Source organism: Sulfitobacter faviae, from assembly GCF_029870955.1.
GTDB lineage: Bacteria > Pseudomonadota > Alphaproteobacteria > Rhodobacterales > Rhodobacteraceae > Sulfitobacter > Sulfitobacter faviae.
On the sequence record NZ_PGFQ01000001.1, the window covers coordinates 1156961 to 1172306 of the forward strand.

Annotated in this window: 7 protein-coding genes and 5 pseudogenes; 2 read left to right on the forward strand and 10 right to left on the reverse strand. The window is 64.9% G+C overall.

Features of this window, described 5'->3' with window-relative positions:
• Positions 1-86: 86 nt before the first annotated feature.
• The 7 genes and pseudogenes from CUR85_RS05990 to CUR85_RS06020 all read right to left on the reverse strand — a co-directional run bounded on the left by CUR85_RS05990 (position 87) and on the right by CUR85_RS06020 (position 8440).
• Positions 87-1100, reverse strand: coding sequence for a pyridoxal-phosphate dependent enzyme (locus tag CUR85_RS05990; RefSeq protein WP_082852155.1), 1014 nt, complete (start codon positions 1098-1100; stop codon positions 87-89).
• On the reverse strand, positions 1101-2345 hold the full coding sequence (locus tag CUR85_RS05995) for a DNA recombination protein RmuC (RefSeq protein ID WP_067267779.1): 1245 nt from the start codon (positions 2343-2345) through the stop codon (positions 1101-1103).
• Positions 2342-4230 (reverse strand): annotated as a pseudogene (mutL, locus tag CUR85_RS06000) (DNA mismatch repair endonuclease MutL). Before mutL ends, CUR85_RS05995 begins: the two are co-directional and overlap by 4 nt.
• 296 nt (positions 4231-4526) lie before the next feature.
• Positions 4527-5455: pseudogene (locus CUR85_RS06005) on the reverse strand (metal ABC transporter permease).
• Positions 5452-6656, reverse strand: a pseudogene (locus CUR85_RS06010) (metal ABC transporter permease). Before CUR85_RS06010 ends, CUR85_RS06005 begins: the two co-directional pseudogenes overlap by 4 nt.
• Positions 6653-7447 carry a metal ABC transporter ATP-binding protein gene (locus CUR85_RS06015; RefSeq protein WP_067266714.1) on the reverse strand — a complete coding sequence of 265 codons (795 nt, stop codon included), beginning with the start codon at positions 7445-7447 and terminating at the stop codon, positions 6653-6655. The pseudogene CUR85_RS06010 and the gene CUR85_RS06015 overlap by 4 nt, the downstream one beginning before the upstream one ends.
• A gap of 3 nt (positions 7448-7450) precedes the next feature.
• Positions 7451-8440, reverse strand: coding sequence for a metal ABC transporter solute-binding protein, Zn/Mn family (locus tag CUR85_RS06020; protein WP_067266715.1), 990 nt, complete (start codon positions 8438-8440; stop codon positions 7451-7453).
• Positions 8441-8617: 177 nt separating this feature from the next.
• Between CUR85_RS06020 and deoC the strand changes: the two genes are divergently transcribed.
• Positions 8618-9631, forward strand: coding sequence for a deoxyribose-phosphate aldolase (gene deoC, locus CUR85_RS06025; protein WP_067266716.1), 1014 nt, complete (start codon positions 8618-8620; stop codon positions 9629-9631).
• 44 nt (positions 9632-9675) lie between these two features.
• Positions 9676-12020 (forward strand): annotated as a pseudogene (locus CUR85_RS06030) (aldehyde dehydrogenase family protein).
• Between the two features lie 57 nt (positions 12021-12077).
• Here CUR85_RS06030 and CUR85_RS06035 read toward each other — a convergent pair.
• From CUR85_RS06035 to CUR85_RS06045, 3 genes and pseudogenes are all read right to left on the reverse strand, one after another.
• Positions 12078-13510 (reverse strand): annotated as a pseudogene (locus CUR85_RS06035) (M16 family metallopeptidase).
• Entirely contained in the window at positions 13396-14724 is a 1329-nt protein-coding gene (locus CUR85_RS06040) for a M16 family metallopeptidase (RefSeq protein ID WP_425520154.1), read from the reverse strand. The pseudogene CUR85_RS06035 and the gene CUR85_RS06040 overlap by 115 nt, the downstream one beginning before the upstream one ends.
• Before the next feature lie 82 nt (positions 14725-14806).
• The gene (locus tag CUR85_RS06045) at positions 14807-15319 is read right to left on the reverse strand and encodes a DUF3035 domain-containing protein (protein WP_067266722.1); all 513 of its coding nucleotides are present in this window, start codon (positions 15317-15319) and stop codon (positions 14807-14809) included.
• Positions 15320-15346: the final 27 nt, after the last annotated feature.

Here is a 15346-nt window from a genome sequence, read left to right on the forward strand (position 1 = left end):
GGGGAGTTAAAGTTGCAGCGCCCGATAGATTTTCTTGGAAGAATGCACGCAGCACCGCGACCGCGTGCAAAGCCCCTTGGAGGGCACTAGGACAGCAGGCTGTCGAGCGCCGCTTGCCCGCGGCTGAGCTGGCCCAAATAGCTGTCGGTGTCGATATTGGCCCCGCAGACGATCACGCCGACGCGCCGCCCGGCCAATTGCCCGCGCAGGGGGCCGAGCGCGCCCGCCATCGCGGCCCCGGCGGCAGGTTCCACCGCCAGTTTCGCCGCCTGTTGCAGCACCACCATCCCGGCGCAGATCGCATCGTCGCTGACCGTGACCACATCATCGACATAGACCGCGCAGAGCGCATGGCCGAAAGGCAGCGCCATCGGCGGCCCAAGGCTGTCGGCGATTGTGTTAACCTGAGGGATGGTCACCGGCGCGCCGGAGGCGAGGCTTTGCGACATGCTGTCGGCGCCCTCGGGCTCCACGCCATAGACCCGACAAGCGGGGTTGACCGCCTTGACCGCGGCGGCGACACCGCTGATCAACCCGCCACCGCCGACAGAGACGACGACCGCGTCCAAATCCGCCACCTGCGCCATCAGTTCCAGCCCCACCCCGGCGGTGCCGAGCGAGGTGTGCAACCCCTCGAAAGGATGGATAAAGAACCGCCCCTCTTCGCGCACCAGTCGCTCGGCCTCGGCAAAGGTCTCTTGCCCGGCGGGTTTCAGGATGACCTCGGCCCCGGTGGCACGGGCGAGGGCGACGCGAAAAGGGTTGGCGTTGTCCTGCATCACCACCTTGGCGCTGATGCCAAGCTTGGCCGCAGCCCAGCCTGCGGCGATGGCGTGGTTGCCCGCGCTGGCCGCGGTGATCCCGCGCCCGCGGGTGTCATCGTCAAGCTGTCGCGCCACCGACAGCGCGCCGCGGGCCTTGAAGGTGCCGGTATGCTGAAAACACTCCAGCTTGAGCGCGACCCGCGCGCCGCCCAGCACCTCGTCGACCATGGGAGAAGACAGCGTCACCACCGGTGTTTGCAAGATATCGCTGCGCAACGCGGCGGCCCGCGTCTGCATCGCCTCCAGCGTCATTCCGGTAATGTCCACGTCGTTCATTCAGCCGTTCCCTTCGGGTGTCCTTAGGGGAACAATAGCCTCGGTTTTGGCTTCTGCCAGTTCTTCGAAGTCGAAATTATGCAAGCGCCCCGCGCGTTTGGCGGCTTTTTCGCTGCTGACTTTGATTTCTTCCACGTCCCGCCGCGCTTGGGTGAAATGCCGGTCGAGGTTGCCGACACGCATCGCCAGACGCTCGACATCCTTGTTCAGATTGCCCAACTCCTTGCGGATCGCGCCTGCCTGTTCGCGCATCCGCGCGTCCTTCAGGATCGCGCGCATGGTATTGAGCGTGGCCATGCAGGTGGTCGGGCTGACGATCCAGACGCGTTTCTCAAAGCCTTCGCGCACGAGTTCGGAAAAATTCGCGTGCAACTCGGCATAGACCGCCTCGGAGGGCAGGAACATCAAGGCGCCTTCCGCCGTCTCCCCCTCCAGAATATATTTGTCGGCGATGGCATTGAGGTGCACCCGCACGGCGGTCTTCATCTGTTGGGCGGCGGCGCGGGTCTCGGCTTCGGTCTTGGCGCGGCGCAGGGCCTCATAGGCCTCCAGCGGGAATTTACTGTCGATCACGATCGGGCCCGGAGGATTGGGGAGATGGATCAGGCAATCGGGCCGCTTGCCGTTGCTGAGCGTGGCTTGCAGCGAATAGCTGTCCGAGGGCAGCGCTTTCGACACGATATCCCGCAACTGGATTTCACCAAAGGAACCGCGCGTTTGCTTGTTGCTCAGGATGTCTTGCAGCGACAGCACGTCGCCCGACAGTTTGGTGATATTGTCCTGCGCCTTGTCGATGGAGGCGAGCCGCTCCTGCAACTGCGCAAGGCTGGAGGTGGTGCGTTTGGACGAGCCGTGCAGCGTCTCGGTCATGCGCTGCTGCATCTCGGCCAGCGAACGGGCCGAGCGGGCGGCGTTGTCGGCCAGACGGTCCTGCATCTGCTGCTGCACATAGGCCAGCCGCGCTTCCATCGTCTGCATCATCTGCGCTTGGGTATTGCTTTGCGTGTCCGAGACCATTTGCAGCCCGCCGCGCAGCTGCTCCTGCCCCTGCCCCAACTGCTGCACATGGCCGCCAAGCACGCGCATCTGCTGCGCCAAGGGGGCGGCCACACGCGCCGAACGGCCCGCGGCGCGGACCGCCATGATCAGCAGGATGACGATGAGCAACAGCAGCCCCGCGCCCGCAAAGGCCAAGAGCGTCACAGGGTCGGAAAGGGTCAGGGTCGTGCCGGCAAGCTCCATCAAGTGCGCCCGAACAGCCGTTCGATGTCGGCGAGTTTGAGTTCAACATAGGTGGGCCGCCCGTGGTTGCACTGGCCCGAATGCGGCGTCGCCTCCATCTCGCGCAAGAGCGCGTTCATCTCTTCGGCGCGCATCCAGCGGCCCGAGCGGATCGAGCCATGACAAGCGACCCGGCTCAGGATCGCTTCGATCTTGGCCTGAACGATGTTGCTGCTCTCGCCCTCGGCCAATTCATCAAGCACGTCGAGGATCAGCGCACGGGCGTTCACGGTGCCGAGGATCGCAGGCGTCTCGCGCACCGCGATGGCGCTGCCGCCGAAGGCTTCGATGCCAAGGCCGAGTTGCGCAAGCTCCTCCGCCAGTTCCAGCAGGCGCGCGCAGTCATTGGCGGACAGTTCGACGATTTCGGGGATCAGCAGCGCTTGGGCCGCGACGCCGTTCTCGTTCATCTGGCGCTTGAGTTTCTCATAGACCAGCCGCTCATGCGCCGCGTGCTGATCGACGATGACCATGCCATTGGCGGTCTGGGCGATGATGTAATTTTCGTGCACCTGCCCCCGCGCGGTGCCAAGCGGGTAATCGGGGCGGGCGCGGCCTCTTCCGCTTCGGGGGCGGCGGCGTGGCTCGACGCGGGGGTCTCGGGCAGCGGCGTGCCCTCCACCCGGCCCCAAACGCCTGCGGTCTCGGCAAAACCGGGGGCCTGCGCCTGATAGGCGGCCTCTCGTGCGGCGGGGCTGGGGCGGTCCCTGCCCGCGCGGTCCATCTGGTAGACCCGCGCGCCCTGCGGCTCGGGCTGCATCGCGCCCAGGGTCGCCTGCGCCACGGTGGTCGAGGCACGGTGTCCGGCCTCGGCCAGCGCGTGGCGGAGGGCCGAGACGATCAGCCCCCGCGCCAACCCCGGATCGCGAAAGCGCACTTCGGATTTCGCGGGATGCACGTTCACATCGACCAGCGTCGGCGGGCATTCCACGAAAAGCGCCGCCGCGGGGTGACGGTCGCGGCTGAGGAAATCGAAATAGGCGCCGCGCAGCGCGCCCGTCAGCAGCTTGTCCCGCACCGGGCGGCCATTCACGAAGAGATATTGCGCCACGGCAGAGCCGCGCGAATAGGTCGGCAGAGCAGCGAAACCGGTCAGATGCAGCCCCTCGCGCATGGCGTTAATGGGCAGGGCATTCTCGGCAAACTCCCGGCCCAGCACCTGCGCCAGACGGCCATGCAGTGCATCGAAAAGATCGCCCTGCTCGGCCTCGGCGCGGAACACATCGCGGCCCTTACCGTCACCCGAGACATCGCGCAGCACGAAACGCACGAAAGGCTCGGCCATGGCGAGCCGTTTGATGACATCGCCGATCGCCTGCGCCTCGGCCCGGTCGGTGCGCAGGAATTTGAGCCGTGCGGGCGTGGCGAAGAACAGATCGCGCAGGGTGACGATGGTGCCGCCGTTCAACGCCGCCGGGCGCACCTCGCCCATGCGGCCCCCGTCGACGGTGATCTCGGCCCCGTCGAACCCGGCCGCGCGGCTGGTTATTGTGAGCCGCCCGACAGCACCGAGCGACGGCAGCGCCTCGCCGCGAAAGCCGAAGGTGTGGATATCCAGCAGGTCAGAGCCGTCGATTTTGGAGGTCGCATGACGCGACAGGGCCAGCGGCAAATCTTCGGGCGCGATGCCGCAGCCATCATCCGTCACGCGGATCATCGTCTTGCCGCCATCTGCATATTCCACGGTGATGCGCCGCGCGCCCGCGTCGATGGCGTTCTCGACCAATTCCTTGACCGCCGAGGCGGGCCGTTCGACCACCTCGCCCGCGGCGATGCGGTTGATCGCGGAATCGTCCAATTGACGGATGACGGGGCGAACTTCGCTTATATTGGGGGTCGGGCTGGGCATACCGCAAGACCTAGCATGGCGGCTTTTGATTCTGCCAGATGTGAATGCGTCTATGAGGGCCGGGTATCAGAGGTTCTGGGCAAAGTCAGCGGACCGCCGCCAAAGGTGGGGCGATCCGCTGCTGGGTCGGCTACTCGGCGCACTGGTGCTTTTGTTATTCCGGTCTTATCAGAGCGGCGGGCGACCCGGGTACAACTCGTCTCCGGCGGAGCTTGCCACTTGTATAGACGCAGGACGAATCACAGGTCAAAGCAAAAGCGAATCAGTCGCCGATAAAACGAATCGTTGCGATTCGATTAAGCGGTGGGCGCGGCGGCACCTCTATGCCGATGCGGCCCCATCACTGCCGCGGCGCCAAGGATCAGCCCTGAGACGGTCGCGATCATCCCCGCCGCCGAGACCGAATCCCGCAGCCCGATCCACAGCGGCCCGTAACCTGCCAAGACATAGCCCAAAATCGCGGCCACGGTGGCAAAACCCACCGACCATGCGATCTGGTGTTCCAGCCGATTGGTCATCATCCGCGCCGCAGCGGGCGGGCAGATGAACATGGCGATCACGATGATGCTGCCCACCGCGTCAAAGGCGGCCACGGCGGCAATGGCAGCAACGATCACCAGCCCAAGGCCCAATGGCCCGGTCTTCATCCCGATGGTGCGGGCAAAGCCTTCGTCGAAGGTGCTGATCTTGAGCGGTCGCCAGAACACCGCCGTGAAAAGTGCAACGAAAAGAAACGTGACCGCCATGCGCGGCAGTTCCACCGGGATGGTCGCCAGCGCCTCGGGGTCGAGCAGCGACCCCAGCCGGTCGCATCCAGCCAGATCAGGCTTTCGAGATTGCCATAAAGCGCATGTTCCACATCGAGATGCACATTGCTGGTGTCGGATTGTTCCAGCAGCAGCACGCCGCCCGCGAACATCGCGGTAAAGACCACGCCCATGGCCGCGCCGGATTCGATCTTGCCCAAACGCCGCACGCCTTCGATGGCCAGCACGGCGACCAGTGCCGCCCCCGCCGCGCCCAACAGCATCGGCCAAGTGCTGACCACACCGGTCAGCAGGAACGCCACGACGATCCCCGGCAGCACCACATGGCTGATTGCATCGCCGATCAACGCTTGGCGGCGCAGCACAAGGAAGTTCCCCGGCAAGGCGCAGGCCACCGCCACGAAGATGCCCGTCAGCATCGGCACCAAGGACAGGGGGACGAATTCGGAACCGTTCATGCCATCACCCCGCCGCGCATGTCGATGCGGCTGTCGATTTCGCGGATTTGGTCGGCGGTCAGCACCGTCTCGATGGGGGTCAGACCGTCATATTGCTGGGCCGCCGCCTCGTAAGCCGGATCGCGGCGGATCAGTTGCCAGCGGGTTTCATCGCGCAGCGCCTTGGCCGCGCGGCCCCGGCCCGCCTTGGTGGCGACCCCATCGGGCAGCGCATAGCCTTCGGCCCGCAGCAGGCGCAGGGTGAGTTGTTCATAGATCGGCTGCCCATGGGCCAAGGCCAAGAGCCCCTGCCGCAGATGGACCCGACGCTGATAGCGCCGATGCCGCAGTAGCGCCGACAGCGCCCCGCGCCCCGGTGCCAGCAGCAGCGACAGCGCAAAGAGCGCGAAGCCCACCAGAACGATGATCGGCCCCGTCGGCAGGTTCGGCTGCGCCGCCGACAGCGCCGCGCCGATATAGGCCGCGATGCCGCCGAGCGCGCCCGAGATCAGCACCACATGGTCGGTTCGCTCGCTCCAGAAACGCGCGGTGACGGGCGGGATGATCAGCAGCGCCACGATCAGGATCAGCCCCACGATCTTGAGCCCAACCACCGTCACGGCCAGCACCAGCCCCATCATCGCCAGATCCGTGCGCGGCACGTTCTGCCCGATGGCGGTGCCATATTCGGGATCGAAAGAGGCCAGCGTCAGCGGGCGGCGCAAGAGCAGCACCAGCGCCAGCGTCAGCGCCGCCGCGACGGCGATGATCAGCGCATCGCTGCGCAGCATCCCGGCGGTGGAGCCCAAAAGGAAATCCTCTAGCCCCGCCTGACGCCCCGCGCTCATGGTCTGGATCACCGTGAGCAGCACGATGCCAAGGCCAAAGAAAACCGACAGGACCGAGCCAATCGCCGCATCCTCGGCCAATCGCGTGCGGTTGCTGAGCCATGAGACCAAGAGCAGCCCCACCCCGCCGACAGCGCGGCCCCCAATAGCAGGCCGATCAGGTTGCGCCCATCGCCGCCCAAAGCGACCATCACCATGAAGGCCAGCGCCACGCCGGGCAGTGTCGCATGCGAAATTGCATCGCTCACCAACGCCCGTTTGCGCAGAAACAAGAAGGTGCCACCAACGCCTGCCGCCATGCCCAAAAGCGTGGCCCCCAGCGTCACCAGCGTGGCATTATAGCCCAGTTGCAGTGTCAGCGCGTCCCAGATCATGACAGTTGCAAGGCATCCATCTGCGCGCCCGCCAAACGCCCGCCATAGGCGTCTTGCAGGTGGTTGGACTTGAAAACCTCCGCGACGCTGCCCTCGGCCACGCGGTGGGTGTTGATCAGGAAGACATTGTCGAAATACTCAGGCACCGTGGACAGATCATGATGCACGGCGACGACCGTCTTGCCCGCATCCCGCAGCGATTTCAGCACCGCGATGATCGCCTTTTCCGTCGCCGCATCGACCCCGGCAAAGGGTTCGTCGAGCAGGTAAAGGTCTGCATCCTGCGCCAAGGCCCGCGCAAGGAAAACCCGCTGCTGCTGGCCGCCCGAGAGTTGGCCGATCTGGCGGGTGGCGAAATCCTCCATCCCGACGCGGGCCAGACAATCGGCGGCGCGGGCGCGGTGCACGGGGCGGATGCGGCCCAAAAGGCCCAGTTGCGGGTAAAGCCCCATCAACACCACGTCGATCACGCGGGTCGGGAAGTCCCAATCCACGCTCGCGCGCTGCGGCACATAGGCGATGCGGTGGCGCTGTTCGGCCACCGGCTTGCCATAGACGGTGGCGGTGCCCGCCAGCGGGGTAAGGATGCCCAAAGCGGCCTTGAGCAGCGTCGATTTCCCCGCCCCGTTCGGCCCGATGATCGCCGTCATCTTGCCCGGCGCGACGGTCATATCCACCGAAAAGACCGCAGGCTTCTGCCCGTAGGAAACGGTCATCCCGCGCAGGGCGAGCGGGCTGTCGGCGCGGGCGGTCGGCGCGGTGTCACGCGTGCTGGCGAGTTCGAGTGTCATGGATCAGCTTCCCTGTGCCAGCTTGCCGCTCATCCCGCCCGCATCGACCGGCGCGCCGAGCGCGCGGGCGATGGTGGTGACGTTGTGATCGATCATACCGATATAAGTGCCCTCATAGCTGCCCGGTTCCCCCATGGCGTCACTATAGAGCGACCCGCCGATCACGACCTCATGACCGCGCGCCGCAGCCCCCTCGACCAGTGCGCGCATGTTACGGTCGGACACCGAAGTTTCGACGAAAACCGCGCCGATCTCGCGTTCAACAAGCTCATCAACCAGCGAAGAGATGCGGTTGAGCCCCGCCTCGCTGTTGGTCGAGATGCCTTGAATGCCGATCACTTCGAAGCCAAAGGCGCGCCCGAAGTAGCTGAAAGCATCGTGCGCCGTGACCAAGACGCGCTGGCCTTCGGGCACCTGCGCCACGGTCTCGGCGGCATAGGCGGCGAGTTGGTCCAGTTCCGCGCGGTAGGTCTTGGCATTCGTGGCAAAGGTCTCGGCCCCCGCCGGATGTGCTTCACTCAGCGCGCGGGTCACCTCATCCACCACGGCGGTCCATGTGTTGGGGTCCATCCAGACATGCGGGTCATAGCGGCCCTCGTAATCCGGGTGGCTAAGCAGCCCCTCCTTGGGCAGGGCTTCGGCCACGGCGATCACGGCGCGTTTGCGGCCCAGATCCTCAAAGAACCGCTCCATCTGCGCTTCAAGGTAAAGGCCGTGCCAGAGCACGAGATCGGCCCGGGTCAGCGCCACGATGTCGCTGCGCGTCTGGCGGTAGCTGTGCGGATCGACGCCCGACCCCATGAGCGAGCGGACCTCGACCAGATCGCCACCGATCCGCCGGGCGGCGTCAGCGATCATGCCGGTGGTCGCAACGACGTTGAGCTTTGGCGCGGCAAAGGCAGCGGGCGCGGCCCCGAGCAGGGCAAATGCGCTCAGGCTGCCGATCAAAGCGGTGCGGCGGGACGGGCGAAAGGGATCAGATGCATGTGTCATGGGGGTATTAGTGAGAACGATTCTCAATTAAGTCAACAGTTGAGAATCGTTCTCATTAACAATTTCCACATTTCGCCTGTTTTCCAGGCATTCGGCCGGTGACGCGAGGTTAGCGTCGCTTGCTTTGGCCCCTGCACCATGCCATTTTGCGCGCCTGACCAAACCGGAGAGACCCCGATGGCCACCCAGACGACCCCGCAGCACCGTGAGACAGAGACCGACGCGCCGGGCCATCTGCCCCAGGTCACCGAACCCCGCGTCGAACCGATGCCGCTTGATATGGATTGGCTGCGCTCGGTGCAGGCGAACACCTCGGCGATCGAACGCCGCGCCGCCGCCCTGCCCGCCCGCCGTTCGCTGAAAAAGGACCACCAAGCCGCGTGGCTGCTGCGCGCGGTGACCTGTATCGACCTGACGACCCTTTCGGGCGACGATACCGCGCGCCGGGTCGAGCGGCTTTGCGCCAAGGCGCGGCAACCGATTGCGCCCGATCTGCTCAACGCGCTTGGCATGGCGCCGATCACCACCGGCGCGGTCTGCGTCTATCACGAGATGATCCCCGCCGCGCGGCGCGCGCTGGAGGGGACGAACATTCCCATCGCCGCCGTCTCAACCGGGTTCCCGGCAGGGCTGTCGCCCTTGGAACTGCGCATTCGCGAGATCGAGATGAGTGTTGAGGCCGGTGCGAGTGAGATCGACATCGTGATCTCGCGCCGTCACGTGCTCTCGGGCGACTGGCAGGCGCTTTACGATGAAATGCGCGCCTTTCGCGAAGCCTGCGGCGAGGCCCATGTGAAGGCGATCCTCGCCACCGGCGAATTGGGATCGCTGCGCAATGTGGCCCGCGCGTCGCTGGTTTGCATGATGGCCGGGGCCGATTTCATCAAGACCTCGACCGGCAAGGAAAGCGTGAACGCCACCCTGCCCGTGAGCCTCGTCATGATCCGCGCGATCCGCGAGTATTACGCGCGCACCGGCGTGCGCGTGGGCTACAAGCCCGCGGGCGGCATCTCGAAGGCCAAGGATGCGATCACCTATCTGGCGCTGATGAAGGAAGAGTTGGGCGACCGTTGGTTGCAGCCTGACCTGTTCCGCTTTGGGGCGTCCTCGCTCTTGGGCGATATCGAGCGGCAGTTGGAGCATCATGTGACCGGCAATTATTCGGCGGCTTACCGCCACGCGACCGCCTGAGCCCGTTGCAGGCTGCGGGAAGGTATTTGGAAAAGGATGAAGGCATGAGCGTGTCCGACATATTCGAAAGCATGGAATACGGGCCAGCCCCGGAATCGGCGGCAGATGCGCTGGCGTGGATCGTCGATCAGGGCGGGCGGTTTGGCCATTTCATCGATGGCGCCTTCACCGCGCCGGGGGCGGGGTTTGACAGCACGAACCCGGCGACGGGTGAGGTCTTGGCCAGTCTCACGCAGGCGTCGCAGGGCGATGTGGATGCCGCCGTGAAGGCGGCGCGCAAGGCGCAGCCCAAGTGGGAGAAGCTGGGCGGCCATGGCCGGGCGCGGCGTATCTATGCGCTGGCGCGCCTGCTGCAGAAACACGCGCGGTTGTTTGCGGTTTTGGAGGTCTTGGACAACGGCAAGCCCATTCGTGAGGCGCGCGATATCGACGTGCCCTTGGCGCAGCGGCATTTCTATTATCACGCGGGCATGGCGCAGTTGATGGAGAGCGAACTGCCCGATGCGCAGGCGCTTGGGGTTTGCGGGCAGATCATCCCGTGGAACTTCCCCTCCTGATGCTGGCGTGGAAGATCGCGCCCGCGCTGGCGATGGGCAATACCGTGGTATTGAAACCTGCGGAATACACTTCGCTCACCGCGCTTTTGTTTGCCGATATCTGCCGCCAGGCCGGGCTGCCCAAGGGTGTGGTCAATATCGTGACGGGCGATGGCACCGTAGGCGAGATGATCGTCGGACATGAGGATATCGACAAGATCGCCTTTACCGGTTCCACCGCCGTTGGCCGCCGCATTCGCGAGGCGACGGCGGGGTCCGGCAAGGCGCTGACCTTGGAGTTGGGTGGCAAATCGCCTTACATCGTTTTCGACGATGCCGATCTGGATAGCGCCGTCGAAGGGCTGGTTGATGCGATCTGGTTCAATCAGGGGCAGGTCTGCTGTGCCGGGTCGCGCTTGCTGGTGCATGAGCCGGTCGCGGATCGGTTTTATGCCAAGCTGCGCGCGCGGATGGAGAAGCTGCGCGTCGGCGATCCCTTGGACAAGAGCATTGACGTGGGCGCGCTGGTCGACCCGGTGCAATACAAGCGCGTGAGCGAGATGGTCGAGGCCAATACCGCCGGTGAGCGTTTCGTGGCACCGGGGGCGATGCCGGAGAACGGCTGTTTCTATCCGCCCACCCTGATCACCGGGCTGAACCCGGCGGATCGGCTGATGCAGGAAGAGATTTTCGGGCCTGTGCTGGTCTCCACCACCTTCCGCACGCCCAGCGAGGCGGTGCAGCTGGCCAATAACACGCGCTACGGTCTGGCGGCGACGGTTTGGACCGAGAATGTGAACCTCGCCCTCGACATCGCGCCAAAGCTTGAGACCGGGATCGTCTGGGTCAACGGCACCAATATGATGGATGCCGCAGCCGGGTTCGGCGGCAAGCGCGAAAGCGGCTTTGGCCGCGAGGGCGGTTGGGAAGGTCTGGCGGGCTATACCAAGCCCAAGACGGCGCGGAAGCCTTTGAAGGAGATCGAAGCCTTCTCAGGTGAGGGTGCGCCGGAGGATGGGATCGACCGGACCGCGAAGCTTTATATTGGTGGCAAACAGGCGCGGCCCGATGGCGGCTATTCGGCGCCGGTTTGGGGCAAGTCGGGCGGGCTGTTGGGGCATGTGAGCCTCGCCAACCGCAAGGACCTGCGCAATGCTGTCGAGGCGGCGCATGCGGCGAAGGGCTGGTCGAAAACCACCGGCCATCTGCGGGCGCAGATCCTGTACTACATTGCCGAGAACCTTTCCGCACGCGGCGATGAATTCGCCGCACGTCTGGATGCGATGCAGGGTACGAAGACGGGCCGTCGGGAGGTCGATGCGGCCATTGACCGGCTTTTCACCTATGCCGCTTGGGCCGACAAATACGATGGTCAGGTGCACGGGGTGCCGATCCGTGGCGTGGCGCTGGCGATGAAGGAACCCGTGGGTGTGATCGGCGCGCTTTGCCCTGCCGAGGCGCCTTTGCTGGGGCTGATCTCTTGCATGGCCCCCGCCATCGCCATGGGCAACCGGGTGATCCTTTCAGCTTCCGACCCCTTCCCGCTGGCGGCGACGGACTTCGTTCAGGTGCTTGAGACATCGGACGTGCCCGCGGGCGTGGTGAATATCCTGACCGGCCCGCAGGCGGATTTGGCCGAGGCGATGGCGCGTCATATGGATGTGGATGCGGTCTGGTCCTTCGGCGCCGCGGCGCTTTCCGGCATTGTGGAGAAAGGGGCCGCGAGCAACATCAAACGCAGCTGGGTCAACCACGGCATGGCGCGGGATTGGTTCGGGGCCGAGGGCGCGGGGCGCGACTTCCTGCAGGCCGCGACCGAGGTCAAGAATATCTGGGTGCCCTACGGCGAATAACGCCCACCGCCCGGCCTATGCAGAAGCGCCGCCCCCTGTCGGGAGCGGCGCTTTTTTTCATTCCTGCGCTGTGTCTGCGACCTCTAGCCCTTCGGGCTGGCCGACGACAACGAAATGCAGGTTTTCGGGCTCCAGCAACTCAGCGGCGACGCGTTTGACGTCTTCGAGCGTGACCGCCTCAACCCTGTCGTTGCGGGTGGCGATATAGTCGGTCGGCAGGCCCAGCATCTGCATGCCGACGAGGATGTTGGCAATGGGCGTGTTCCCATCGAAGCGCAGCGGATAGGCGCCGGTGATATAGGTCTTGGCGGCGTCCAGTTCCTCTTGCGTGATGCCTTCGGCAGCGGCCTTGGCCCATTCGGCGCGGATCACCTCGATCGCTTCGGCGATGCGGTCATTGGACGAGCTGACGGAGCCGAGATAGGTCTCGGCCAGATCACGCGGGGCGAGGTAGGAATAGACGCCGTAGGTCAGGCCACGTTTCTCGCGCACCTCGGTCATCAGCCGGGATTCGAAACCGCCGCCGCCAAGGACGTGGTTCAGCACCGTCGCGGTGAACCAATCGGGATCGTCCTGCGCGAGGCCGGGCTGACCAAAGAGCGCGACGGATTGCGGCGTGGCGAAATCGACCACAGTGGTGCCGCTGGGGATATCGACCTCGGCCCGGGGCGGCATCGGCGCGCCTTCGGCGGGCAGCCCCCCAACAGCTTGTCGAGCATCTGGCCCAACTCCTCGGGCGTAATGTCGCCCACCGCGCCAACGATGATGCGGTCCCGCGCCAGCACCGCGCGATGCGCCGCGAGCAGATCGTCACGCGTCAGGCCGGCGACGCTTTCCAGCGTACCATTGAGCGAACTGCCATAGGGGTGATCCCCAAAGGCGATCCGGTCAAAGGTCTGTTGGGCGATTTTGTTGGGGTCTTTCTGGTTCGACTGGATGTTCGAAATCACTTGGCCGCGCACCCGCTCAATGGCGTCTTCGTCGAAACGCGGCTCCTGAAGGGCCACGCGCAGAAGGTCGATTGAGGGCGCGCGGTTCTCGGTCAGGAAACGTGCGGACACGGAAAGCGCATCGTCAGAGACATCAAAGCTGAGGTTCGTGGCCAGCGCTTCGGTCGCGCGGCTGAAGGCGCGGGCGTCCATCTCGCCTGCCCCTTCTTCCAAGAGGCCGGTCATCAGGTTGATCGCGCCGCGTTTGCCGGGGGCATCGAGAGACGCGCCGCCACGGAAACGGATTTCCAGTGCCACGAAGGGGATCGAGTGTTCCTCGACCAGCCAAGCGGTGATGCCGCCGGGGCTGGTCACCTCCTGAATATCGACCTCGGCACGGGCGGGGAGTGCGGCAATTACCGTCAGGATCAGGGCGTAGATCAGTCTCATTGCGCGTCCTCCTTCATCAGCCAACCGGTGACCGATGCGCGTTTGTCGAACAGGTCGTGGGCGGCCTGCATGATGTCTTCGGCGGTGACGGCTTGAAGCACATCGGGCCATGCCTGCACGTCTTCGACCGTGAGGCCGATAGCGAGGGCCGAACCATAGCGGTGCGCCACGCTGTCCGCGTCGTCGCGAGCGTAGATTTGGTCGGCGCGCAACTGCGCCTTGAGACGTTCGAGGTGTTCCGGGTCGACACCGGCCTCCATGAACTGCGCGAGCGCCTCGTCCAGCGCCTCTTCGGCCTGTTGCAGGCTGACGCCGGGCACGGGCAGCACGACGAGGTCAAAGGTCGTGTCGTCCAGCGTGTCGGCCTTGTAGAAGGCGCCGGTGTAATTGGCGATCTGCGCGTCGAATTGCAGTTTCTCGGCAAGGTAGGACGTGGTGCCGCCGCCCAGCAATTCGCTAAGCAGCAAGAGCGCCGCCGCTTCCTCCTGTTCGCCGCTGTCACGTTCTTGGGCAAGATAGGAGCGGCGGACATAGGGCTGGGCCACGCGGGCGTCTTTGTAGATCAACCGACGCTCGGCGATCTGGGGCGGCTCTTCGGTGCGCAGACGTTCCGGCAAGGCGGGGTTGGCGGGGATTTGACCATAGGTGGCCTCGGCCAGTTCGCGCACCTCTTCCGGTGTTACATCGCCCGAGACCACGAGGATCGCGTTGTTGGGCGAGTAGTAGAGTTCATAGAACGACAGGGCGTCTTCGAGGTCCAACTCCTCCATCTCATGTTTCCAGCCGATGATCGGCACGCCGTAGCGGTGGTTGAGATATTGCACGGCGCTGAGTTGTTCGCTGAACAGCGCGGCGGGGTTGTTCTCGGTCCGCTGATTGCGCTCTTCGAGGATCACATCGCGTTCGGTTTCGATGTTTTCGGGGGTCAAACGGATGTTCTTCATCCGGTCGGCCTCCATCTCCATCATCAGGCCAAGGCGGTCTGCCGCGACGCGCTGGTAATAGGCGGTGTAATCGTAGCTGGTGAAAGCGTTGTCGCGCCCGCCGTTGGCGGCCACGGTGGCCGAGAACTCGCCCGCTTCCAGCTTATCGGTGGCCTTGAACAGCAGGTGCTCAAGGAAATGCGCCACGCCGGAGGCACCTTTGGGCTCATCCGCTGAACCTGCACGGTACCAAACCATTTGCTGCACGACCGGGGCACGGTGGTCTTCGACGACCACGACCTCCATGCCGTTATCAAGGGTGAAATGGGTGACCGCTTCGTTCTCGGTCTGCCCCGCCTGCGCGGCGGGGGCTGTGAAAAGCGTTGCCACCAGGGCCGCCATCATCGGCAGTCGGATCATTGCTTACCTCGAAATATATCGCCTCTCGCATTACCTACGCGGTCTGGCGCTACTTTCAAGAAGCCTAGCGAAAACGTGTGTCCTGCGGCGGGTAGGACGGCGTGCGTCCGCCTGCCCTGCGCCAGCGCTCCGCCTCGCTATGGGCGTCGAGGATCATGCGCTTGTAGGCTTGGCCGTAGCGATCAACCGGTACGATGCGGAATTGGGTGAAACGGCCCTTGCGCTTGCGGAATTTCGCGTCGGCCTCGGCCAAGCTCTCACGGATTCCGGGCTGCACGCCCATCCGGCCCGCATGTTGGACCAACGCCGCATCCCCCGCCGGGATGCCAGTAGAGGTATCCAAACGCCCGCCGAATGCCGCCACCCCTTCGGCCACCGCCGAGCGGTCGGTCAGGTTCGCCTGCCCCGGCGCAGGCGTGGGCAGGGTGTTCAGGTTGTCAGGACGCTCCAGCGGCTTGACCGGTTGGATCAGGAACTCATCAGGCCCTTCAGAAGTCGGCTGCAAATCGCGAAGGCCCTGATTGCTGCAGGCGGCGAGGGCCAGCGGGATCAAGCTGATGAGGGCAATGCGGCGCATGGTGTCTCCTTTCAGGGTCTGCTTGTT